Annotated in this window: 18 protein-coding genes and 1 tRNA gene; 11 read left to right on the forward strand and 8 right to left on the reverse strand. The window is 37.8% G+C overall.

Annotated elements, in window-relative coordinates; genetic code table 11:
• Positions 1–6 precede the first annotated feature (6 nt).
• Positions 7–81, forward strand: a tRNA-Arg gene (locus tag AC27GZ_RS15365).
• Here the strand turns inward: AC27GZ_RS15365 and AC27GZ_RS15370 are convergent.
• Positions 82–1,104 (reverse strand): AraC family transcriptional regulator, encoded by a 1,023-nt coding sequence (locus AC27GZ_RS15370; protein ID WP_487096249.1) that lies wholly within the window; start codon positions 1,102–1,104, stop codon positions 82–84.
• A gap of 231 nt (positions 1,105–1,335) precedes the next feature.
• Here AC27GZ_RS15370 and AC27GZ_RS15375 point away from each other — a divergent pair, with 231 nt between their 5' ends.
• The 8 genes from AC27GZ_RS15375 (at position 1,336) to AC27GZ_RS15410 (ending at position 13,385) form a co-directional block, all read left to right on the forward strand.
• Positions 1,336–2,691, forward strand: coding sequence for a metal-dependent hydrolase family protein (locus tag AC27GZ_RS15375; protein WP_487096250.1), 1,356 nt, complete (start codon positions 1,336–1,338; stop codon positions 2,689–2,691).
• 93 nt (positions 2,692–2,784) lie between these two features.
• On the forward strand, positions 2,785–4,119 hold the full coding sequence (locus tag AC27GZ_RS15380) for a metal-dependent hydrolase family protein (protein WP_487096251.1): 1,335 nt from the start codon (positions 2,785–2,787) through the stop codon (positions 4,117–4,119).
• A gap of 51 nt (positions 4,120–4,170) precedes the next feature.
• On the forward strand, positions 4,171–5,154 hold the full coding sequence (locus AC27GZ_RS15385) for a metallophosphoesterase family protein (RefSeq protein WP_487096252.1): 984 nt from the start codon (positions 4,171–4,173) through the stop codon (positions 5,152–5,154).
• A 142-nt stretch (positions 5,155–5,296) separates the two neighbouring features.
• The gene (locus AC27GZ_RS15390; protein ID WP_487096253.1) at positions 5,297–6,496 is read left to right on the forward strand and encodes a hypothetical protein; all 1,200 of its coding nucleotides are present in this window, start codon (positions 5,297–5,299) and stop codon (positions 6,494–6,496) included.
• Positions 6,497–6,507: 11 nt separating this feature from the next.
• Positions 6,508–7,788, forward strand: coding sequence for a carbohydrate porin (locus tag AC27GZ_RS15395; RefSeq protein WP_487096254.1), 1,281 nt, complete (start codon positions 6,508–6,510; stop codon positions 7,786–7,788).
• Positions 7,789–7,865: 77 nt separating this feature from the next.
• Complete coding sequence (locus tag AC27GZ_RS15400) at positions 7,866–9,080, forward strand: carbohydrate porin (RefSeq protein ID WP_487096255.1); 1,215 nt, start codon at positions 7,866–7,868, stop codon at positions 9,078–9,080.
• Between the two features lie 288 nt (positions 9,081–9,368).
• Positions 9,369–10,313, forward strand: coding sequence for an efflux RND transporter periplasmic adaptor subunit (locus AC27GZ_RS15405; protein ID WP_487096256.1), 945 nt, complete (start codon positions 9,369–9,371; stop codon positions 10,311–10,313).
• A gap of 6 nt (positions 10,314–10,319) precedes the next feature.
• Complete coding sequence (locus tag AC27GZ_RS15410; RefSeq protein WP_487096257.1) at positions 10,320–13,385, forward strand: efflux RND transporter permease subunit; 3,066 nt, start codon at positions 10,320–10,322, stop codon at positions 13,383–13,385.
• A gap of 29 nt (positions 13,386–13,414) precedes the next feature.
• On the opposite strand, the gene AC27GZ_RS15415 is transcribed toward AC27GZ_RS15410, so the two are convergent.
• Genes AC27GZ_RS15415 through AC27GZ_RS15430 form a run of 4 tightly spaced genes read right to left on the reverse strand, consistent with a single transcriptional unit; the run spans position 13,415 to position 16,459 of the window.
• A complete protein-coding gene (locus AC27GZ_RS15415) occupies positions 13,415–14,578 on the reverse strand; it encodes a nucleotidyltransferase family protein (protein ID WP_487096258.1) in 1,164 nt (387 codons plus the stop codon).
• A 1-nt stretch (position 14,579) separates the two neighbouring features.
• Positions 14,580–15,497, reverse strand: a complete 918-nt coding sequence (locus tag AC27GZ_RS15420) for an HprK-related kinase A (protein WP_487096259.1) — start codon at positions 15,495–15,497, stop codon at positions 14,580–14,582.
• A 38-nt stretch (positions 15,498–15,535) separates the two neighbouring features.
• On the reverse strand, positions 15,536–15,808 hold the full coding sequence (locus AC27GZ_RS15425; protein ID WP_487096260.1) for an HPr-rel-A system PqqD family peptide chaperone: 273 nt from the start codon (positions 15,806–15,808) through the stop codon (positions 15,536–15,538).
• 9 nt (positions 15,809–15,817) lie between these two features.
• Positions 15,818–16,459, reverse strand: coding sequence for a hypothetical protein (locus AC27GZ_RS15430; protein WP_487096261.1), 642 nt, complete (start codon positions 16,457–16,459; stop codon positions 15,818–15,820).
• A gap of 275 nt (positions 16,460–16,734) precedes the next feature.
• Here AC27GZ_RS15430 and prsK point away from each other — a divergent pair, with 275 nt between their 5' ends.
• Together prsK and prsR are read left to right on the forward strand one after the other, a co-directional pair.
• Complete coding sequence (gene prsK / locus AC27GZ_RS15435; RefSeq protein ID WP_487096262.1) at positions 16,735–18,759, forward strand: XrtA/PEP-CTERM system histidine kinase PrsK; 2,025 nt, start codon at positions 16,735–16,737, stop codon at positions 18,757–18,759.
• A gap of 39 nt (positions 18,760–18,798) precedes the next feature.
• Entirely contained in the window at positions 18,799–20,148 is a 1,350-nt protein-coding gene (prsR, locus tag AC27GZ_RS15440; RefSeq protein WP_487096263.1) for a PEP-CTERM-box response regulator transcription factor, read from the forward strand.
• A gap of 140 nt (positions 20,149–20,288) precedes the next feature.
• On the opposite strand, the gene AC27GZ_RS15445 is transcribed toward prsR, so the two are convergent.
• The 3 genes from AC27GZ_RS15445 to AC27GZ_RS15455 are packed head-to-tail and all read right to left on the reverse strand — an operon-like array spanning position 20,289 to position 23,791.
• Positions 20,289–21,329 carry an XrtA/PEP-CTERM system-associated ATPase gene (locus tag AC27GZ_RS15445; RefSeq protein ID WP_487096264.1) on the reverse strand — a complete coding sequence of 347 codons (1,041 nt, stop codon included), beginning with the start codon at positions 21,327–21,329 and terminating at the stop codon, positions 20,289–20,291.
• A 1-nt stretch (position 21,330) separates the two neighbouring features.
• Positions 21,331–22,935 (reverse strand): TIGR03016 family PEP-CTERM system-associated outer membrane protein, encoded by a 1,605-nt coding sequence (locus tag AC27GZ_RS15450; RefSeq protein WP_487096265.1) that lies wholly within the window; start codon positions 22,933–22,935, stop codon positions 21,331–21,333.
• Positions 22,895–23,791 (reverse strand): XrtA-associated tyrosine autokinase, encoded by an 897-nt coding sequence (locus AC27GZ_RS15455; protein ID WP_487096266.1) that lies wholly within the window; start codon positions 23,789–23,791, stop codon positions 22,895–22,897. Before AC27GZ_RS15455 ends, AC27GZ_RS15450 begins: the two co-directional genes overlap by 41 nt.
• Position 23,792 lies beyond the last annotated feature (1 nt).

Consider the following 23,792-nt stretch of genomic DNA (forward strand, 5'->3'; position numbering starts at 1 on the left):
CATTGCGCTCCCGTGGTGAAGTGGATATCACGTGGACCTCCGGAGTCTAAGTCGCAGGTTCGATTCCTGCCGGGAGCGCCATTATATTCTGAGCTTGTAACAATATTCTTGTTGGAAGATTTTCGGACTTAAACCTGACCAACGTTTAAAGGCTCGAGAAAAATTACCTGCGTCAGTGTAACCAAGTTCCAGACTTACCTCTAACACAGATACGCCTTTTGTTTTCAGCAGATCTTTCGCTTGGGAAAATAACACTTCATCATGTAGTTTTCGAAAAGTGGAGTTTTCTGCTTTCAGCATGCGCTGTAGCTGTCGGGTGGTTAGTCCTAAAATATGGGAAACATCATCAACAGTAAAAAGATTGGCCGAAGGTTTTTGTTTTAATATTCTTTTAATTATCTGTTTAACATCTTTGTTTATATTTTCATAAGATAATTTGAGCTTTTGATCAAAGCGATTGCTAGCTGATAAATTAGCGTTAAGTAATAGTGTTGAAGGAATAGAAATTTTAGTCACTGGCATTTTAATCTTAATCAAACTGCCGCGTAATGAATCTGAATTTTCAACACCCTCAAGGCAATTAGTTTGTAAGTGCACTTTAGTAGGAGTCCACTTCGGTGACGTAAAACACCTTATTAATTGCACCATTAAACTAACGACATGTTGCTCTATTGGCCAGTGTCCTTTTTTTATACCTTGCGTACCTAATCGACAGAACCATAAATAGCCTTTCTCTTCTTTTAACCAAAAAGGGGGACAATTAGATTGTTGCCCCATAGTTGCGATAAATGTTGTTAGTGCTTGGTATAACGTATCGGCCTGCATGACTTTAGCACCAAAAACACCATAGTTATCAAGAGATAATTGTTCCGTAATTCGAAATCCTATATCTGGAATGCCCTGATTTATAGCGGCTAACTCAATAAACTCATAAAAAGGAGCCTCTGCTATTAAGTTATCAGGGTGATTAAAATATTCACGCTGCAAATTAACTTTTTCAAGCAAAGTTTCAACAGGGGCATTTACACCATCAAGAAAAGTAATAAATGGCTGTAGATGGCTGGCTTTTACTACAGTTATTTCAGAGTTTGAGGGGCTATCCATAATGTTTTATTAAAAGCCTTTTAGTAAGAATTAACATACTCTTCTGGTCGCAAAATGACAAGAAAATTAAAAAAAACGAAACTAATATATAGTGTTACAAAATTGTATTTACGAGTAAATACATAAGTTACATAGGTACATAAATCATATTTTATTAATAAAAAATTAATATGGCCTATACTCAAAACGGTACAAAATAACTCAACATCATATTTTATTAAGGGACAAATAATGACTTCACAAAAATCCGCCATAAGAAGCGCAATAGCTAAAGTAATTGTTACCGCAACTATCGCACTTTCTTTGTCTTCAGCTGTTTTTGCAGCAGAGCAAACTTTAATTAAAAACGTCAAAGTCTGGGATGGAACTTCAAAGAACCTTAGTAAGGTCCAAGATGTACTTATAGAAGGTGAGCTAATTAAATCTATCGGCACAGGCCTTGCCGTAGCTGCCGATGTGAAAGTAATAGATGGCAAGGGTAAAACCATGATTCCCGGCCTTATTGATATGCATTCTCACTTTTGTATACAAGAAGGCATGTTAGTTGGTCGTGATAACTATGATCAAATGACAATGGGTGCACGTGCTCACGTATCTATGATGCAATATCTTGATCAGGGTTTCACCACGGCAAGAAGTGCTGGTTGTAATGATTTAGGTATAGCTAAAGCAATTAATAATGGTTTATTGCAAGGCCCACGTATTTTCCCAGCAGGTGGCTTTTTAAGTCAAACCGGTGGTCATGCCGATACCGGTAGCTTTAATGATCAACCAGGCGCGGAAGATGATTTAGAAAAACATGGTTTTGGTTATATTGTAGATGGTAAAACAGAGGTACGCCGTGCAGCGCGTCAAAACTTTAGAGCGGGTGCTACGCACATCAAATTGATGGCAGGTGGCGGTGTTGCCAGTGAATTTGACCCATTACACGCAACACAGTTTTCAGTAGAAGAATTTGAAGCTGCTGTAGAAGTAGCAAAAGATTATGGCTCTTATGTAACTGTACATGCTTATCATGATCGCAGTGTAAACCGTGCAATTGATGCTGGTGTTAGAACCATTGAACATAACTTTCTAGTCTCAGAAAAAACCATTAAACGCATGAAAAAAGAAGGTGTGGCACTTTCTGCACAAGCTGTAATGTCATTAAAAGCTTTTGCCAATCCTGAAGCGATAACTTTCTTTAGTGCTGATCAGAAAGCTAAAGCAGCTAAAGTTTATACTGGCGCAGTGCAAATGTTTAAGTGGGCACTTAAACATGACATTATTATTGTTACTGGTGGTGATATGTTTGGCCCAGCATATAATAACCAACAAGCTGACAATATGGTATGGATGCAAAAAGTTGGTGCTAGTCCATATAAAATAATGAAGATGGGTACGTCGGAAGCCGCTAAGGTTTTAAGTTGGTCAGGTGGGCAAAACCCATATAAATACGGTGATTTAGGTGTTATTAAAAAAGGTGCTTATGCTGATTTAATTTTAGTTGACGGTAACCCACTTGAAAGACTTGAAGTGCTAAACGAGTATAAAACTAAGTTTAAATTGATTATGAAAAATGGCCAAGTGCATAAAAACATACTTTAACCCAGTGTATAATTGATAATAATTAGATAAAAAGGTATTTACTGAAAAGTAAGTGCCTTTTTTATTATTCATTAAAAATTTGAGGAATATATAATGAAGAATCTACTCGCCCCATTTAGTGCTGCTCTATTGAGTTTTGTTATTGTTGGCAATACCTTTGCCAAAGAGCCGAGCCAAATATTATTTACCAATGTGAATATTTTTGATGGTGTTAATGAAAAACTACAAAACAACATGAATGTATTAGTTGAAGATAACCTCATCAAAAGCATTTCTAACAACACCATTAAAGCCAATAAAGCCGCCACCGTAATTAACGCTAACGGCAAAACCTTAATGCCGGGTTTAATCGATATGCATACTCACTTAATGTACTCCAAAGGTGTTGCAGTTATGCGCACTGATTACGATGCACAAGCCTCAGGTGCACTGGCAATGAGTGTTTTAGAACGCTACATGGCTATGGGGTACACCACTGTGCGCGATGTTGGCGGTAATAGCTTAGGCATTGCCAAACACCTTAAAGAGGGCAATTTAAAAGGTCCACGTGTATATTCCAGTGGCGGTGCTATCACGGCTATTTCTGGCCATAATGATTTAGCCATGTACAGTGAAAAACCAAATCAAGATGTTTTTTCAAAACGTGGTGATGCTAATGTTATTACCGGTCCAACAGAAGCCAGAGCTGCAGTAAGAACATTATTACGTTATGGCGCTTCGCAAATTAAAATTATGGTAGGCGGTGGTGTTGCCTCAGACTTTGATCCATTACATGCTGATACTATGGCTGAAGATGAGATTAAAGCCATTGTAGATGCTGCTGCTGATTTTGGTACTTATGTCTGTGCTCATGCTTATACAGATACTTCAGTAAATAGAGTCTTAGATGCCGGGGGGCGTTGTATCGAACATGGATTTTTGATTACGGAACCAACAGTTAAGCGTATGAAAAAGCTCGGAGCAGTAATGTCATTACAACCTTATGCTGCAGTTGAGATTTTTAAAGCGCCGGAAAAATTGGCGGGGTTTGGGCCAGAAAACATCAAAAAAGGTCGTCAAGTAAGAGACGGCGCTGACAATATGCTTAAACTGATTGCCAAACATAAAGTAGATACTTTTGCTGGTGCTGATTTATGGCAGGACGGTATTATCGAAAAAACAGCAGAAGATATGGTGCTTAGGCAACGTTGGTTTTCTAATGTTGAAATTCTTCGTCAAAACACTTCAAATGCAGCTAAATGGCTAGCAAAATCAGGTACAAAAAACCCTTATAAGTTAGGTCCATTAGGAGTCATAAAAAAGGGAGCTTACGCTGATATATTGCTAGTGGATGGTAACCCATTAAAAGATGTTGCAGTAGTTGCTAACTTTGCTGAGAAAATTAAAGTAATTGTTAAAGATGGCGAATTTTATAAAAACACATTATAAGATCACTCAATATAATTAAATATGCGTTTCTAGCAATTGATAAGAGACAAAATGAGATTAATTAGTTTACTCGGTTTAGTTTTGATAAGCTTTATGGTTTGCCATTCTAGTTATGCAAACTCACCAAAGCTACCTGTGATTTCTCAGCAAAATGAACCGGTTAGGTTTGCTATTATTGGAGACTTAACTGGTGGTGAACGTGCCGGTGTTTTTGATGTTGCTGTTGAAGGGTTAACCGCTTTACAGCCAGATTTTATTATCAGTATTGGTGATTTGATTGAAGGCGGTAGTGAGGACATTAATGTACTCGACAAAGAGTGGCAACTATTTAATCAACGTATTAGTCGAACCAAAGTACCTTTTTTTCCCGTGGTCGGTAATCACGACATCGCTAACCTAGTACAACGACAATGGTGGCATGAAAACATCGCCCCGAGGTTTTATCACTTTCGCCATCAAGACGTTTTGTTTCTGGTACTCGATTCAGAAGATTTTGCCGACAACCGCTTTGCCGAAATGGCACAACTGCGCTTAGACGCCATTGAAGTTTATAAAACAAACCCTGCGCAATTTGCAAACACGGAATACGCCAACTTATTTGAACGAAAATATGGACAAATTAGTAAACAACAAAGTGATTATTTCCAGCAAGTCTTAAAGGCTAACCAAGGTGTGAAGTGGACGTTTGTTTTTATGCACAAACCGCTGTGGAAACAAAGCAAAGTTTCAGGCTTTCTTAGCCTAGAACAAAGCTTACAAGGCCGAGATTACACGGTTTTTAATGGTCATACTCATAGCTACCATTACATAAAACGCTTTGAAAGAGATTATATTCAATTAGGTACCACAGGTGGTGCGCATGTGCCTGCTGACGATGGCAATTATATGGATCATTTTATGATGGTATCTATTGCTGACCAACAAAAGCAACCGCATTTTTTGAACCTTACCCTAAGTGGCTTACGTAATAAACAGGGGAAACATTTAACAAGTGGAGAAGCTATTTGCACCGGCATAGATATCTGCAAAAAATAAGCCTGTAAAAATAAACCTGCAGGCACAAAGTTAAAGTTAACGTCGCAAAATGACAATCATTCACATTAACGAAAAACTAAAATGTTATCATGCTATTACTGAGAAATAGCCTAACATTTTAGCAAGAAAGGAGTTCCGTACTATGTTAATAAAACTAACCTTTACTACAACACTATTATTGAGTTTCATTAGCTCAAGTTATGCCCAGTCATGGCAAAAGATATCTGATGAAACAACAATCAAAGCGCTGTTCTCTGATACCCAAATGGAAACCAACTTAACTGATAAAGTGAAATCTACCGCTACTTTCAATGCAGACGGAACAGGTAAAGTATCTGCTTGGGGTGACACTTTTCAACGAGAATGGAAGGTAGAGAATCAACAAGCGTGTGTGAAAATTGATGGCGATTTTCAGTGTTTTACCTTTGAAAAAAACACCGCTAAAAACAATGAATATCGCGTAACCCAAACCACTACGGGTCAACAAAATATTATTATTATACAAGGTGAAAAAATTAATGTTGCTGCGACTAAAACCACTAGCAGTGGTGGTACAGTTAAACCCACAGCTGATGAATTAGCAGCCAAACTATCTAACCCTACCTCGCCTGTTATGACTGTTGGTAACCATATTGATTTTGTTAGCTTTGATGGTGATTTAGATGGCGCCTCAGAGCAGTCTTCAATGCGCTATGTTTTTCAAACAGTTTTTCCTTTTAAACTAAAAGACGATCAAGGCAAAGATAACGGCGTCGTATTTTTCAGGCCTGCAATCCCTGTCTTTTTTAATGAACCTGTACCGCAAGGCAATGGTAAATTTTCTTCAGAGGGTGTTGACCTAGGCGATATTGGTTTTGACTTATCATGGGGTACTACTGAAAAGTCAGGAATTTTATGGGGCGGTGGTATGATAGCCACCATGCCAACAGCAACCAACGATTTATTAGGAAAAGATAAATGGGCTGCCGGTCCGGAACTACTACTAGGCGCAATTGGCAAGTGGGGCACGGTTGGTGGTTTACTTTCACATCAATGGGACTTTGCGGGTTCAGGCGAAGCAGACATAGATATTACCTCTCTTGCCTATTGGTATGCCTTTCCTTTAGGTGGCGGTTGGCAGTTTGCGGCTGGCCCAAATATTAGTTATGACCACACCAAAGAAAAAGATAAGCTTACTTTACCTTTAGGTGTTGGTATCGCCAAAACAACTGTCATCATGGGCAGACCTTGGAAATTCCAATTACAATATTGGAATAATGTTGCCCGAGACGAAAACTACTCAGCGCAGCACCAAATAAGAATATCAATAAGTCCTGTGGTTTCAGCGCCTTGGAATCAATAAATGTAAATAAAATGAATAACTATACCTTTGCAGTTTCATTTGCATTGACGTTAGCTATACCTTATGGAGTTCATGCTACTGAGTCACCAGACCATACTCAATCAGGCTATGCTAGCTCTGCAACCTTATCTGGCGCTTCGAGTGTCAAAGAAGAGCTAGAAGATAACGATAAAGAGCGCGCATCAATTTATCAGTTCAATACCTTTCAAACCACATTTAAACCTTACTTTGATTGGAAGCGTAAAATTAAAGAAGATCATAACGTAAGTTTTGGTCTGAGTGTTTATTGGTTATATCAAGAAGCAGATGAGTCTGCTAATGATGACACTAATGCCGCTGGCGGTGTTTATCGGTTTCAAGGAAGCTGGGGAGCGTTAACCTTGTCTGACGGTTCAACGGGCAGTTTAAATTGGCGGGTTGAAAACCGCTCAGAACTCGGTGGATTGCAAGCTCCTGCAACACTAGGAGGCGCTATAGCTGGTGGATTTAATACTGGTTTTGGTTACAGTGATAACTTTTCTACTGACTTGTCGGTTATAAACTGGACGCAAGGATTTAACAATAATACTGTAGGGCTCGCTATTGGTCGCTTAGCCTTTGATGCCTACTTGGACGCGTTTGCTTTTCAAACCTTTGGCCGAGGTTTTTTCAACAGAGCTTTTATCTTAAATACCACTATGGGGACAACGGGCATTGGGGCTTTAGGTGCTGTAGTAAAAGGCTATGTTCATGAAAACATCTGGTTAGGTGCTCATATATATGATGCCAACGCCTCGAGCGGTGAGTTTGACCTTGATACCATTCAAGAAGGTGAGTACTTAACGGCGCTTGAATTTGGCTGGACACCAAGTGCCGCTCACCAAAAAACTGATCGCGTGCAACTAACCTATTGGCAAAAAGATGCCAGAGAACTGGTTGGAACTAGCAAGGGTTCAGGATGGCTATTAAGCGCTAGTTACCAGTTATGTGAAGGGGTATTACCTTTTCTTCGTTATGGCAACTCTGACGGTGGTGCAGGAGTGGCGGCAACCCAGTCATTAAGTGCTGGTGTTGATATAACAACAAGTCCAACGCAGAACTTAACTATTGGCCTTGCTTGGAATGAGTTAAATGATAGATCAACAAGCATAGATAGATCTAGTGAATGGGTATTTGAAACTTCTTATAAATTTCAACTTTCTAAAAACTTTGCACTAACACCCGATATACAACTATTGAAAAATCCTGCGTCATTAGCAGACCAGTCATCAACAAACTGGGTTATGGGCTTACGCGGAATTTTAACACTATAAAAAATATTATATTTAGCTAAACTGAATAAATAAAAATTCAGTTAAATTAGCAGATTAATAGAATTAATGGAGTAAATATGTTCTTTCAAAAAACACTTACAGCGCTAGCTATCTCTGCTGTATTAGCAACATCAACAACATTTGCTGGCCAAGAAGGCGCAAGCGAAGACAAAGGAGCTAACTTTGGTGGCCCGGATGCGGTTGATAACCAAATTGCTGAAAATGATAAAAAATCAAAACCAAGCTTTAGAACGCAACTAGAAAAAAACAACTTAAAAATGTCGGTAGATTATTCCACCGTATTTCTCGGTGCAAGTAATGTGTTACCAGGCTCTGATGATAATGCTGGCAGTGGCATGATTCGTTTCTATGGCAGCTGGAACCCTATCGGTGTTGGCACCAAAGAAACCGGTGGTTTAGTGTGGAAAGTGGAGCATCGCCATGCCTACACTGATACTTCAGCCAATGGCTTTGAATTTGGGGCCGGCGGTCTAGGTTTGGTTGCTCCGCCATTTAGTGATGAAGGATTCCGCTTTACTAACCTATATTACAAACAAAAGCTAATGGATGGCAAGGCAACTGTCGTCGCTGGTTTTCTCGATGTAACAGATTTTGTCGATGTTTATGCGCTGGCGAGCCCGTGGACAGGTTTTATGAACTTTGCTTTTAGTACAGGTACAACAACCATGGCTCTGCCAGGTGATGCAACCTTAGGTGTTGCCGGAGGCATGATGTTATCGGATGAATACTACATTATTGGTAGTTTAACTGATATGAACTCAGACCCAACTGATATCCTCAATGGCTTTGATACCTTTTTTACCGAAAATAAATATTTTAAGAGTGTTGAATTGGGATGGACTAAATCACAAGGCCATATCTACGTTGACAATATTCACGCAACATTATGGCATGCTGATGAAAGTGAAGTGCAAGGTTCAACGAAAGGTTACGGTATTAATTTCTCAGCTTCGCGTTTAATTGACGGTAAATGGTTGCCATTTGTCCGTGCAGGATATTCAAAAGATGCTGGTACCTTGATGGAAAAATCTTTAAGTGCTGGTTTTGGTTATTATGGGCTTGGTGGTGAAGCAAATAATCTTGGGTTAGCTGTAAACTGGGGGAGTGTTGATAACGCCGACAATCAAGTTACAACTGAGGTTTTTTATATAATGAAACCGCTAGATTACTTTGAAGTTACCGCTGATATTCAATACATAGCCAATCCAGCGTTAAACCCTATGGATGAGAATACTTTAATTTATGGTGTAAGAATGCGTGTAGCAATGTAACACGCTATTTATAGTAAATTCGGTGTTGAAAAATATAACTTTAGTGGCGGCTATTTCATAACATTATGCTTTGCACTTTGTCATACGTTGAGTTCAATAATTAATGTACTTTATTGAAAAAACTGCCTAAAGTAGTAGTTATACTCAATCTTTTGAAAAATTTACTCTTTTATTGTGATGAAAATGCAGCCTCTTTCCTTGTTGAAATGTTTATCCAAATCTAAATTTACTTGTTTGTTTTTTGCCAGCTACTGCGTTTTATTTGGCTTTACTAGTCATGCTCAGACTATGATGACAGAGGGTTATCAATTATCTACTTTCTCTCCCGAGCCATACACACAGGTAATTAAGCGTTCAGGCAAAGTTAATTTTAAACGCACTGTGAATTTATCTTTTAAAACAGCGGGCTTTTTAACGCAGTTGAATGTTGATGAAGGAGATATATTTACTAACAAGCAACTGCTAGCGGCTTTAGATACAGAAGAATTGATTGCTGAAAAAAATGCCTCATATGCGCGTTTGTTGCAAGCTAAACGTAATGCAAATCGAATTAAGTCGCTATTGAAGAAAAACTTATCAACTCAGCGAGAGTTGGATGATGCTCTTACTGCCGTTGATACCACGAGAGCTGCGTATCGAGTAGCTTTTTATAATGTTGATAAAGCACAAGTATTTGCGCCTTTTGATGGTGTTGTTGTGGCACGAAATACTGATTTAGGCGAGCTACAATCACCTAACAAAGTCGCATTGAATGTTGCAGCACTTGATAATAATTTAATCGTCAGTGTTGCCCTTACAGGTGAAGAAATTGCTTTTGTACATGTGAATCAACAAGTAAAAATTCATTTGGCTCATTTTGGCTTAATTGATGGCAGAATTAGTAAAATTCCAGCCATGGCAGATAGTCAAAGCCATTTGTTTAATATCGAAGTTCTTTTACCTGCTACCAGCTTTACTCGTCCTCTTATCGTTGGACAATTAGCTCAAATCTTAATTTATGCGCAGAGCCAAGACTATGTTTATCGTTTACCTATTGAAGCGCTTAATGCCGTGGATAAAAATGGTAAAGCCTTGGTTGCAATAGAAAAGAATAATAAGCCAGCGCAAGAGTCATTTGCAATCTATAAAATTGATAATGATTACTTGTATTTGCAAGCTCATGAAAACTCTCCTTCGCTAGCTGTGATCACCCAAGGGTGGAATAAGCTTTCGCTACATTTACCAGAGCAATAATCACAAATGAAGTTACCTAGCTTAGCGATAAAAAACGCCCAGTTTACGATAACTATTATTACCTTGTTAGTCTTGGTGGGGATAGTGTCATACTTGAACATGCCACGCTCTGAAGATCCTCAGTTTGACCTACCTATAACTATGGTTGAAGTTATTTACCCAGGCGCTTCACCCAGTGATATTGAAACCCTGGTGGTTGATATTCTTGAAGAAGAAATTGCTGATATAGCGAATATAAAAAAAATTGAATCTGAAGTACGTAACGGCGCTGCAAGAATTACTGTTACCTTCACTTATGGTACTGATGCTGAAGCTTCCTTTAATAAAATTAAGCAGGCTATTGCAACGGTAAAACCCGACTTACCTGTTGGGATTCAGCAATTGTTGGTGTTAAAAGCTACGCCAAGTAGTGTCGCTATTATGCAGTTGGCTTTATGGAGCGAGCCTAATGATTATAAAGTAACAGAATTTTATGCTAAGCAATTAGAGAAGCGTTTAGAGACCATTGCTAACTTACGAAAAGCAGATATTTGGGGCTATCCTCAACAAATTGTTGCTGTCGATTTAAAACTCGATTTATTGCAGCACTATGGTATTTCTGTCACTACAATTAATGCCGTTTTACAGGGTAGAGCAGTGAACATTGCTCCTGGGTTTGTTGATGCTAATACACGTCGTTTTAATGTTAAAAGTAGTGGTAACTTTAATAATATTGAGGATATTGCCAATACTGTTATTTCTTCTAATGATGAGTTTGTACTACGTTTAAAAGATGTTGCGACGGTTGAATTCGCAGATAGAGAGCCAAGTTATCTCGCTTATTATGATAATCGCCCCGTTATTTTTATCACCGCGGAACAGCGCTCAGGTAGTAATATTTTCACACTGACAGAGAAAATGAATGCTGAGATAGCCGCATTTAAAAAGAGTTTACCAGAGCAGGTTAAGCTAGCCGTAATCTTTCAACAAGCTGATAGTGTTGAAACGAGAGTGAATGGCTTTTTTGAAAATTTAGGGCAGGGGTTGGTGTTAGTTGGCCTTTTGGCGTTAATATTTTTAGGTTTACGTGAATCTATCGTTGTTATTGCCGCTATTCCGTTGTCTTTTTTAATTGCCATAGGATTGTTAGATTTTGCTGGCTTTGGTCTTCAACAAATGTCGATTGTTGGCTTGATCATCGCCTTAGGCTTATTAGTGGATAATGCGATAGTGGTGACTGAAAGCATTCACCGAGAAAAGCGCTATTGTTCAAATTTAAGAGAAGCGGCCAAAGTTGGGACAGGTAGAGTAGGCTGGGCTGTGACGAGTGGCACCATAACGACTATGTTGGCTTTTCTGCCTATGCTGATGCTGAGCAGCAGTACTGGCGATTTTGTTCGATCAATGCCGGTTACTGTAGTGTTGGTATTATTAGCTTCATTATTAATTGCTTTAACACTGACGCCGTTAATTGCTAGCCACTTCTTCACCTTAAAGCCTTCAAAAATTAAAACGTTACAGCATTATGTAAACGGTTTTGCAGAAGGTCTTTATCAAAAGATTTTACAGAAAGTACTAGCGCTACGCTGGTTTGTTCTTGTACTTGCTGGCATATGTTTGTTTGGTATGTTTTCTTTATTTAGTGAGGTTGGTGTGAGCTTATTTCCTCGCGCTGAAAAACCGATGATCTTAATTGATGTTGAAACACCTGTGAACTCATCGTTTAAGCATACCGATCAGGTTGTCAAGCGTGTGGCGGCTCATGTCGAAACGCAACCGCTCGTTGACAAAATAGCTTTAAATATTGGTAATTCAAATCCTCGTATTTATTACAATGAGATCCCTAAACGAGGCAGAGTCACTTTTGGACAGATCTTAGTGGTACTTAAAGAATATGATGCTGTAAAAGCGACTGAGCTGGTCGAAGCGTTACGTAATGAATTTTCGACTTGGTCAGAAGCCACGATCAATGTGAAAGAGTTTACTCAAGGACCCGTTACCGATCAGCCAATCTCTATTCGCTTAATGAGCGAGTCTCTTGAGGATTTAGAGATAGTGGCTAATGACTTAGCGGCTAAAATGGCAGCAACTCAGGGAATTATTAATATCGATAACCCTATTGGTTTAGCGAATACAGAATTAGCATTGAATATTAACTATGATCAAGCAGGTTTGAGTAATGTAGATATTCATACCTTAGATAATACCTTGAAAACAATTTTGTCGGGTACCGATGTAGGCCGATTTAATGATGTCAACGGTGAAGATTACCCCATTGTAGTACGTAAAAATAATCCTGATGTTGATGGCTTGGCAGATATTTATATCAATAATCAACAAGGGGAAGATATTCCGTTAAATCAGATTGTTACCTTAGGGCTTCAAAAGGGCAAAACAGACTTTTTCCATTACCAGAAATTACGGATGGCAAAGGTGTCTGCAGATGTGGCTAAAGGCTACTCAATTAATGAATTAACCATGCAAATGGTTGAGTACTTACAGCAATATTCATTGCCTCAAGGAATGTACTTTTCATTGGGTGGTGAGGAAGAATCAAGGCAAGAATCATTTTCAGGCTTAGTGCAGATAATGATCATTACAGCGATTGGTATTTTTGGTGTATTGGTATTGCAGTTTAAATCTTTTTTACAACCCATTATTATTTTCAGTTCAATTCCCTTTGCTATGGCAGGCTCTGTAATTGGTTTATATTTTACTGGTTTGTCATTTTCAATGATGGCTTTTATCGGCTTGATAAGCTTGTTTGGTATTGTTGTAAATAATGCCATTATTTTAATCGATACCACTAATCGCAACATTATAGGTGGCTTTGATACATTGGACGCTATTTTAAGTGCCAGTGTTACACGCTTTACCCCAATATTACTGACAACATTGACCACCATTGTTGGCCTATTGCCTTTAACTATTCTTGGTGGTGGCTTATGGCAACCTTTAGGTGTGGTATTGATTTCTGGCTTATGTGTTTCAGCACTATCAAGCTTTTTGTTGGTACCTGTGTTAACGCAAATCTTTACTCGCAATGAAGAAGAACATGCCTTTACTCGAGATAAAGCCTTAGAGAAGCGTTAAGAAGCTGATTGAATTAAATAATGAATTAATTAATCTTCTTTATCTGAAGCCTTAAAACGAGGATTTAAAGCTTCGACATTTTTAGTACTGTCAGGTTCTTTCTTCATAAATTCACATAACTGTAGCCATGATTTTCTTATGAGATGAGGAATAAGTAGTCGTAGTGGCATACGCAATAGGTGACCTCGCCAGTAAGCAAGCTGTACACTAAGGGAGAATCGCCATGAAGAGCGTGTGCTGTGATGTACGTCTAATAACTCTCTAAACATAAAGTCTTTCAGCTTTAGATGTGACTCATGTTGTTCGTATTGATTAACAAAGGTTTGCACTTCTTTTGATAGTTTATAGTGAAGTAGCATTGATAAATAGCGGAAGGCATAAAATAACGATTGCTGCTGATCAATTTTGCTAGCTAAGTCGATAAGCTGCTCAGTAAAGTTTTCTTCCTTTTGCTCAAAGTCTTCTAATAACAGAGAGAGATCTGATAAACCTCGCAGCCCTTGCTCTAGCTCTCCTTCATGAAATAAATGGATAGCACTGTGCAAAAACATAGCCGCTGGAGATAAAACATGGCATGGGAGGTCGTGGGCTCTTTGCGTTTCAAGCAGCTTTGCATCAACGGTTAATAAGTTGATATCTATCTTTTTATCATTACAGACAGGTAAAATGTTGTGATGAATATCTATAACAGTACCGCGTAAAATATTTTGCATGGGAGGTATTTCATGCATGTAATTTCGGTAATATGCTTGATCATGATCGGTTGTTTTTTGTGACTTCCAACCTAAATATTTTAATTCGATTTCAGCTTTAGGAATATCTTCTTGCTTGAGTAATATATCAATATCAGAGAAAATTCGCCCTTCTGCTAAAGGCATATCTGAAAGTAAGTAAGCAGCACCTTTGAGGTATATTATTGGAATATGCAATGAATTAAACATTTGGTTTAACTCTTGTGTTTCTTGTTTTACTTGTACGTGTAAGTGCTTTACTTTTAGTTTTTCAACATGAATATGATCTTGAATTTTCTCAGGAACATTATTCATTAAATTAAGCGCATCAAAACTGTAGGCTAACCTAGTTAACATTTTTGAACTAGTTGCTTGTCGTAGCAGTAAATTCCACTGTCTCATATTGAAATTTTTAATAATTTCAGGTGATTGTAAAACTTGAAGTAGTAGAGAAGGTTTCATATTATCGAGCTATCTCCTCAAAAAAAGCCAGAACTTCTTCCGTACTACTGTAGCAAAGATTGTAACATTGCGAGTTATCAATAAGGTGAGCTACTGCATCAAAGCCAGCTTGAGCTAAAACAGCATAATTAAAACTGTTTTCTACTACATTCATGAAGGCTGTAGCTTTATCTGTTTTATTGACCTTTATAGCTTGTTGCGCTTGGTACTTAGGAAAAATGATAGCCGTGGGAATAGCTGTTTTTTTTACATGTTTAACACTTAATTTTGATGGTTTTAGGTGACTTATTGTGCCTTTATTTGTGTCATCAACCACCTCACCAAAGATAGTCTCACAAGGCTGGTTTTTAATAACACTGATTGATTGGTTTTTTAAGCTTATTGGCCGTGCTAATGCGTGTAATTGATATTTCTTTAAGTCTATCAAAGCCATTTCATCAGATAATAAGCGCCATCCATTTATGGCCAGTAGTGCACATAAAGTACTTTTACCTGAGCCAGACTCTGCAGGTAATATCACTGATTTGCCATTTTTTTCTAAAACAGCACTATGAAGTAATAAGTATTGATGAGCATGCTGTGCTATACACCAGTTCATCCCCCATTCTAATAACGGAAAAGCTTGGCTAATGGGTAAAGGGAGAAAAGGAACAGTATCGTCATAGTGGAAGTTAATTTGGGGCTTAATAAACCGGCGTATGCCACCAACCACTTTTATAGTGATGTAAAAATCAATAACATCATCATGGCTTAACAATGGGAAGTCCCCATAAAGCTTTTGTATATTAATAGCAATACTAGTTAATTGAGATTGAATGCAAAAGACAAAAGGGCCAACTGCAAGGACAAGCCCTTCTTTTTTTAAACTTTCTGATATTTGGTTGGCGGTAAGGCTGTTTAGAGTTTGTGGTTTAGGCACGGATTTTTTATTAATTATTAGGCTATTAATAGACTTAGCTACGAATAAGCGTAAATTAATTTTAATGTTAAGAGTTCGTCAATCATAGCCTGAATATAGTCACTTAGTATAGCTTTTTCATCATTTGAACAATCTTGAATAAAAAATTGTTTAACTTCTGATGACGTATTTACTTTGTTAGTAGAAAGTAAATCGAGTAACTCTTTGGTGTTGCTATCAAGGCAATGTGTTTGACCTGAATCTTGGTCAAACACTAAAACTTTGTCTTCGTACTCTTTATAACTTAAGGCAGTGCCAACAGTTATCTTCATAAAAAATGATTATGAATTATGAATAGCTTTAAACATATCCGTGACTCTTTTTCTGTCTTTTGGCTTGTTTTTAGCTTTAATATAGATTGTTGAGACATCATTATGACTATAATCGTATCTCACTTTTTTGACTTTTGAATTAATGATAGCTGCTGCTATTTGACAATTAAAATCATCTAAGCCTGAAAGCATGTTTCTAATTCGGCCGCTATCACTAATTTGAGAGTCTGAACGGCATGACTTTCCAGAAAAGTTATCATCGCCTCTTTTTCCAAAGTCTAAGAAATATTGGTTTTCTTTGTCTTTACACCAGTCATCCAATTGTCTTTTACCACGTTTTTTAACAACGCGACCTCTTCGATCTTTTTTGCAGTAGTCGTCGTTATTTATATCTACACACCTGTTTTCCCAGAATACTGGACTTTTTCCACTTTTATCGTCGGTAGAATGATCATGGTTTGACATGTTTCCAGATATTTTACCTGAAGTCATGCAGCCTCTGCCCCATGCAGGCGTAGCTGAACTAGCAATAATAATAGGCGCGCCAATCGCCGCTTTTTTAAGAAAGCCACGTCTTGCGTTTGTAGTAGAGCCTTCAGTTTTTGAAGACGATGTATTTTGCTCCGTGGAGTTGTTGTTGTGCTCTAACATTTCATTAATCCTTTTTACTTTTAGCTTACTTGCAGCAGTAACTAGCATACTGTCAGTTATTTTTACAAACAGCAGCGATTATATCAATATTAATACTTTACTGCAGTTTTTGTGCCTAGTTGTAATAATTCTTTTAAAACATTGGCTTAATCAAGAGTCGTCGGTATTCTAATGTAAATGTGTAAATAATGCTTACATTTGTCGAATTATCTTTTGTGAGTGAGTACAATAGAAAAAAATTGAGTTAAATACCATAATAAAATTAGGAATAATGAATGGCAGTGATTGGAATTTCAGGGTACTTACTTGCAAGCTGTGCCTATTTGGTATTTATTCTATTATTATTAGCTGCACGCAATAAAACCTTATCAGGCCGTTTAGTTTTACTTGGCAGTACACTGGTTTTTGCTTCCTCAATTGCAGCGGTTCTACAAATTGATCAAGGTTTTTCATTATTTACGGTACTCTTGATTGAGACCTTTAAACTTGCTATTTGGTCATTATTAATTTTATGTACACAGGCTAATGTCCATTCTCTTAGGCTTGCATTTAAAAAGCCAAAAATTAAACAGTATATACTCATTTGGTTTGTTGCTTCTGCCCTTTGTTGGTTAGGTGCATTATTTCAGCCCCAAGGTGCTAAGTTCATATTTTCACTATTTTTATTATTGAATCTATGGCTGATGGTTTTGCTCGAGCAATTATATCGAAATGCAGATGTAAAAATTAAGTGGGCCTTATGGTCGTTAATTATTTCGTTGGGCATGAGTACTGTTTTTGATTTTGTTATATTTGCTCAAGCTGCGATGGTAAACCAGTTAGATTTTAGCTATTGGTATGCCCGAGGTTATATTGCAGCAATTGGTATGCCGTTGATTTTGGTAAGCACTAGACGAATTAAAAACTGGTCTGTGAATGTTTTTGTGTCGCGTGATGTGGTTTTTTATAGCTCTATGTTACTTATTTCTGGGCTATATTTATTGCTTTTGGCCATCGCAGGCTATGTGATAAATTATTTTGGTGGTGCCTGGGGCGATGTGGTGAGTATCGCTTTTATTATCTTAGGTGGCAGTGTTTTAGCGGCTTTATTGGTTACTGAAAAGTTACGTAGAGAAGTTAAAGTTTTCATTACTAAGCATTTCTTTGCAAATAAATATGATTATCGCCTTGAGTGGCTTAAATCAATAGATCAATTAAGCCATGTAAATTCAGATAATTATTATCAAACAGCCACGAAAATTATTTGTTCGTCATTGAATATTGAACGTGGAGCTTTAATCAGTAAAGCCTCTATAGGCACTTATAAAGTGTTATATCAACAGGAGCTGTCATTAGAAAGTCGAGAATTACATCATTTGTCTAGAGCGGATGATTTTTGTCAAAAACGCGGTTGGATAATTGATGTTCGTGAATTTGCCAGTATTGAGAATAGCTACCCTGATTTAGAGTTAGATTTTGAATTCTGTCGTTCACGAAATATTGATATTATTATTCCCATTTTTAAAAGTGCACATATCTGGGGATTTTTCATACTGTCATTACCAAAAGAGCGTAATCTGTTAAATTGGGAAGATAGGGATTTATTATTTGCCATTTCCAAGCAATTAAGTAATTACATGTCATTAAATGAGGCTAATGACAAATTGGCCGAGTCTAAACAATTTGATGCCTTTAACCGTATGTCGGCGTTTCTAGTGCATGATTTAAAAAATATTCAGGCTCAACTTGGTTTGATTAACGCTAACGCTAAACGACACCGTAATAATCCTGATTTTATTGATGATGTTTTTGAAACGATTGACTCTGCCACCGAAAGATTAGAGAAAGTGTTGAACCAGTTGAGAAATAAGCAAGTGGCTGAATCAACAAAAAAACGCGTAAGTGTTAATCAATTGATGGAAAAAGTAGCAAAACAACGTAATATTGCTTTACCCAAGGTAACACTTGAAGTATCGGTTGAGATTGAAGTGGTCATTGATGAAGAGACCTTTTATTCGGTTTTAAACCATTTAGTACAAAATGCTCAAGAGGCTACACCAGATGATGGCTGGGTTAAAATTAGGGCGGAACTCATTGCCGACAATTTACACTTAGCCGTGCTAGATAACGGTTGTGGCATGTCGAGTGATTTTATTAAGCACCGCCTATTTAAGCCTTTTGACACTACTAAAGGCAATGCTGGAATGGGTATTGGTGTATACGAAGCTAAGCAGTTTATTGAAAGTGCTGGTGGGACAATGCAGGTAACGAGTTTTGAAGATGAGGGTAGTATTTTTCATCTAACTATTCCCAGTGAATAATCAAAAGTGGATTGAAATAAAGAAGGATGTAGCTTAGCTATGGAAAAATTATTAATTGTTGATGACGACTCAGGTATACAAAAACAACTAAAATGGAGTTTATCTGATTATGAAGTTATTTTGGCAGATACTCGCGAAAGCGCTATCGCTGCCGTTCGTCGCCATGAGCCGAAAGTTGTAACCTTGGATTTAGGTTTGCCACCTGATGAAGCCAATGCTTCGGAAGGCCTAGCGGCATTGAAAGAAATTTTAATAATAGCTCCCCATACTAAAGTGATTGTGATTACAGGTAATGATGATAGAACTAATGCCTTAGAAGCTATAGAAATGGGGGCTTATGATTTTTATCAAAAGCCTGTCGATGCCGATGTTATTAACGTGATAGTTTCTCGCGCTTTTAGTTTGGCGAATATAGAGACGGATAACCGTTCTTTGAAATCAGTAGTGGGCTCAGATTCTGGCATTATAGGTAGTAGTGAAAAGATTGAACGATTGCGCACTATGGTACAACGTATTGCTCCGACAGAAATTACTGCCTTATTATTAGGAGAGAGTGGAACTGGTAAAGAAGTTACTGCGAAAGCAGTACATAAAGTTAGTAATCGCTCTGAAAAGCCTTTTATTGCCATTAACTGTGCATCAATTCCAGAAACTCTGTTAGAAAGTGAGTTGTTTGGATTTGAAAAGGGCGCTTTTACAGGGGCTCATAAAACAACTATGGGTAAAATAGAATGCGCACAAGGTGGTACCTTATTTCTCGATGAAATAGGCGACATGCCATTTAATTTACAGGCTAAGTTGTTAAGGTTCTTACAAGAAAAAGTGATAGAGCGTTTAGGCGGACGGACTGAAATCCCTGTTGATGTGCGTGTTGTTTGTGCGACTAACCAAAATCTTGAAGATATGGTTGCAAATAAAGAGTTTCGTGAGGATTTGTTTTATCGAATCACTGAAATAACCTTAAATATTCCGCCGCTTAGAGAGCGTGAAGAGGATGTAATAATTTTAGCTAATTTCTTTTTGCAGCAATATGCTGCTGAGTATAAACGCAATGTTAAGTCGTTTTCAGATGATGGTTTACAAGCGTTAAAAAGCCATCGCTGGCCTGGCAATATTCGAGAGTTACAAAATAAAGTGAAGTCTTCGGTTATTATGACGACAGGCACTCAGGTCACCGCTTTTGACTTAGGCTTTTATGATCAAGAAAATACAGAATATGAATTGTCGTTAAATTTGCGTACGGTAAGAGAAAACGCGGAAACCATTGCTATTCAAAAAGCCTATGCACTAACCGAAGGTAACATGTCAAAAACCGCTGAATTACTTGGCATTACTCGCCCGACATTGTATTCATTAATCGAAAAATACGACATCCGAATCAATATCTAACAAATATTATCCTCTTGTAAGAATGGCGAGAATATTACTCGTTGTGAATATGTGAGAAGCCGCAAGTAACTTTATCTATAAATATAGTTACTTGCGGCTTCTAAGGTTAGGCTCTAAATTACACTTCTAAGTAATCTAGGTTAAGACTCTGCTTTAACTTGTTCCTGAGCATATTCGCGATTTTTCTGTTTAAGCAGTTTATCAACGTAGCGCGCCATTTTGACCTTTTGCTTGATGGAAGTGTCTAGGATTTCTTCAACCTCACGTAGAACATTTTTGATGTTCTCTACATTTTCACTCGAGTTGACGACAAGTTGCTGGCTAGGCTGACCTTCAGTACTTTCAAGTTTTTTACCATTGAGAGATCCCGTGAGTTCAACAGACATTTCCTCAGCAACCTCATTAACCGCGTCGACACTAAAGTTGCTTAGTTCTTCTAAAAAACCAAATAATAAAAGGCGATCAACAAAGATATTAATTTTACGGGGTACACCAAGGGTTTTTTTATGAATGACCTCAAAGGTGTTATCACAAAATAGTTCTTCTTTTTCACATCCTGCCTGTTGTAGGCGATGGTTAATATAGTTTTTAACTTCTTCAACATTTAAAGGTTTTAAGTGTGCTGAAGCGATAATTCGTTGTCTAAATTGCTCCATATTCGGAGCTTGTATAATGTCTTTTAGTTCTTCTTGGCCTAACAAAAAACTTTGGATTAGCGGTTTATCATCTAATTGGAAATTAGATAGCATACGTAATTCTTCAACGGTTTCTGAAGGTAAGTTTTGCGCTTCATCTACTAATAATAGTGCTCTCTTACCTTGTTGATGTAATTGAATTAAAAACTTTTCAATACTTTGTAGAACGTCGGCTTTGCTATTACCTTGTAGTGGAATATTAAATTCAGCCGCGACTAATTCTAATAGCTCATCAGGTGATAGTTTTGTTGTCACTAATTGAGCGGCGACAATGTTTTCATCACCAATTGTAGATAACAAATTGCGAGCAATGGTGGTTTTCCCTGTGCCAATAGGCCCAGTAATTACAATAAAGCCTTCTCCTTGATCTAAACCATATTGTAGATACGAAAGAGCGCGTTGGTGATGGCTAGTGGCGAAGAAAAACCTAGGATCTGGACTTAACTGAAAAGGACGCTCTGTAAAGCCGTAGTAACTTTCATACATATTAAAAATCTTTTGTAATATTAATGTAGGCGCGAACTTCGTCATAAGTGAGTGAAGCTTGACTTGATTCCCGCTCAAGGTATTGAAGCGTAATATAAGTAGACAACGAGGATGCTAAGCTTTTATTGTAAGTTGCGGAGACAGTTTTATAAGTATCATCTTGTCTCAAGTTATTAGTAACAGTGTTTTTGCCATAAATAGCCTCACGATAGCTAGTTAATAATTTCCAACTACTACGTGGGCTTAACTTTCTGGTTACAGATAAACTGACATCTAAATGATCATCTAGATTGCCTGTGCTTAAGCTTTCACGCTCTCTGCTTTCTATATTAAAGGTAAAGGTTGTTCTTGATAGTGCTAAACTTGAGTTCCAAGCTAAGCGTTTGTTTAAACTAAACTCATTGCTTTCCACAGGCTCTAACCCTGAAAGAGGAACTAAAATATAACCGGTTGTGTCGCTTGGAGGTTGAGAAGAAGGAAAACAGTTATTGGCATCAAAAGGCCCGCCAACAGGGCACCAAAATTCGCCTAAATTGATCTCTTCAAATGTATCTCGGTCATATACCTCTAGGGTTTCATGATAGGAGATTTTATTTGTTAATCGCTTGGTTCTGTGAGAGAAATCAAGATTATAAGAATCACCAAAAAAACGTTGGTTATAACCAGCGACTAACGATGTTCGTTGTGATGGCTGCCAGTTAATGTTAGCGGCAATATAGTCATCACTACTGCTTTTATCTTCAACATAATTATATGACACGTCAAAATATAGATGATCTGATGCCTGCCAACGAATACCTGGCCCCCATGAGCTGGTAGTGTTTTGGTTTGTTCCTGCAGCCGTACCCGTTACATCTTCATCATAAAAGCGTATAAATGGGTTTAATTTAATAGAGGTAATTGCCCCTATTTGAGCTTCAATATTGTAATTTGTACCATTTGATGTTGTATTTTCTCTATAGCTATAAACGCCATTCATAGACCAAAAAACATTCCGTGCAGCATTACCATTCTGACTGTTTATCATGGCAGAGTAGCCTTGACTCTCACCAATATTATCTTCTGTTTCTGTCAGGTTATAGATGATGTTGCCATCAAATTGATGATTACTCGTCGCAGTTTGATATTGAATACCTGCTGTATGAGCTCTTTGTTGTACCGTATCACCAGAGACTAAATCTGCTAGTGAATTATTGGCACTATTTTGGCTGATATTTGTTAAACGGGATGTAGCGATGAGATCGGGCCCATTTCGCCATAAAGAAAACTTTCCGTCAACACTGGCGGTTTGATAATCACTATTCAAACTACTGTCGTGGCTATAGGCGGCATAAGTCTCTGTACCTGAGAAGGCGAAATCTACTTCACGAGAAACAAACTTTGCATTAAGGCCAGCAGTTAGTTGACTAACAATACTAGATTGATGATTAATAGGCGTTAGCTCAACATTGCTACTGTAAGTTTCTGTTAACCCCAATTTTGGATCAAACGTCCATTCTCCTGCAATAGCAACAGATGAGGCTAAAGTAAGTGGTAATAATGTACTTAGCTTTTTAACGGTCTTTTTATTGATTCTTCTTACCGTAACCATAGCCATAATAGCCATATACATCCTTTTTCGATCTTATCGTCTTATTCATAACGCAGCCAATGGCAATATCTTCGTTAAGCTGTGATACTGCACGCTTCACGTCATCTATTTTTGTTTTTGATTCCTCTACAACTACCACTGCTTGTCCTACCAAGTCCGATAATACAGGGGTTTCAGTAACACCAAGTATTGGTGGACAATCAAATATTACCAAACGGTCTGGGTATCGTTGTGCTAATTCTTGCGCTAACTCTGCCATACGCTCACTCGCAAGAAGTTCATTGGTTAAGTGATGTGGTTTGCCTGCTGGAATTAATTTAAGGTTCGGAATATTAGTATTGTATATTACATCACCTAACGAGTTTACTTCAGCAAGTAAATATTCAAGCAGGCCTTTCTTGCTTTCAAATTCTAACTCTCTTTGTAGACTAGGCCTAAGTACATCGGCATCAACTAATAACACGGTTTTGTCTTGTTCAAGAGCAATACTTAAAGCTAAATTAATTGAGATAAAGGTTTTACCTTCATTGGGGTTAGAGCTACTTACCATAATGAGGTTACTATGCTTTAAGGTCTTTGCTGCTGGACCAAAAGCATTATTTAATAATTTCCGCTTGATATGGCGGAACTCTTCTTGAATATGGTGTGCGCTATCAGGGCTATAAATAAAACCTCGTTCTGTTAGACGTTCACCATTTAAAGTGATTTGACCTTTATTATCAGTAACAAGTTTTTGTTGAGCAGCATCAGGTGTTGTTTGTTTAGCCTCATGTGGCACTTGCTGGTTATCTGAAGATGTTACAGCTGTGCCTGTTTGATTTTTTTGTGACGCTTCTTTTTGCTTAGCTAAAGCTTTTTCTATAGTACTCACA

The organism is Colwellia sp. SU-HH00943, assembly GCF_057546125.1.

Bases quoted from the DNA above. Each gene is read 5' to 3' on its own strand.
- AC27GZ_RS15400 (WP_487096255.1), top strand. From the start codon at position 7,866: ATGTTCTTTCAAAAAACACTTACAGCGCTAGCTATCTCTGCTGTATTA.
- AC27GZ_RS15410 (WP_487096257.1), top strand. From the start codon at position 10,320: ATGAAGTTACCTAGCTTAGCGATAAAAAACGCCCAGTTTACGATAACT.
- AC27GZ_RS15380 (WP_487096251.1), top strand. From the start codon at position 2,785: ATGAAGAATCTACTCGCCCCATTTAGTGCTGCTCTATTGAGTTTTGTT.
- prsR (WP_487096263.1), top strand. From the start codon at position 18,799: ATGGAAAAATTATTAATTGTTGATGACGACTCAGGTATACAAAAACAA.
- AC27GZ_RS15430 (WP_487096261.1), bottom strand. From the start codon at position 16,459: ATGTTAGAGCACAACAACAACTCCACGGAGCAAAATACATCGTCTTCA.
- AC27GZ_RS15415 (WP_487096258.1), bottom strand. From the start codon at position 14,578: ATGAAACCTTCTCTACTACTTCAAGTTTTACAATCACCTGAAATTATT.
- AC27GZ_RS15375 (WP_487096250.1), top strand. From the start codon at position 1,336: ATGACTTCACAAAAATCCGCCATAAGAAGCGCAATAGCTAAAGTAATT.
- AC27GZ_RS15450 (WP_487096265.1), bottom strand. From the start codon at position 22,935: ATGGCTATTATGGCTATGGTTACGGTAAGAAGAATCAATAAAAAGACC.
- prsK (WP_487096262.1), top strand. From the start codon at position 16,735: ATGGCAGTGATTGGAATTTCAGGGTACTTACTTGCAAGCTGTGCCTAT.
- AC27GZ_RS15445 (WP_487096264.1), bottom strand. From the start codon at position 21,329: ATGTATGAAAGTTACTACGGCTTTACAGAGCGTCCTTTTCAGTTAAGT.
- AC27GZ_RS15390 (WP_487096253.1), top strand. From the start codon at position 5,297: ATGTTAATAAAACTAACCTTTACTACAACACTATTATTGAGTTTCATT.
- AC27GZ_RS15395 (WP_487096254.1), top strand. From the start codon at position 6,508: ATGAATAACTATACCTTTGCAGTTTCATTTGCATTGACGTTAGCTATA.
- AC27GZ_RS15405 (WP_487096256.1), top strand. From the start codon at position 9,369: ATGATGACAGAGGGTTATCAATTATCTACTTTCTCTCCCGAGCCATAC.
- AC27GZ_RS15370 (WP_487096249.1), bottom strand. From the start codon at position 1,104: ATGGATAGCCCCTCAAACTCTGAAATAACTGTAGTAAAAGCCAGCCAT.
- AC27GZ_RS15385 (WP_487096252.1), top strand. From the start codon at position 4,171: ATGAGATTAATTAGTTTACTCGGTTTAGTTTTGATAAGCTTTATGGTT.
- AC27GZ_RS15425 (WP_487096260.1), bottom strand. From the start codon at position 15,808: ATGAAGATAACTGTTGGCACTGCCTTAAGTTATAAAGAGTACGAAGAC.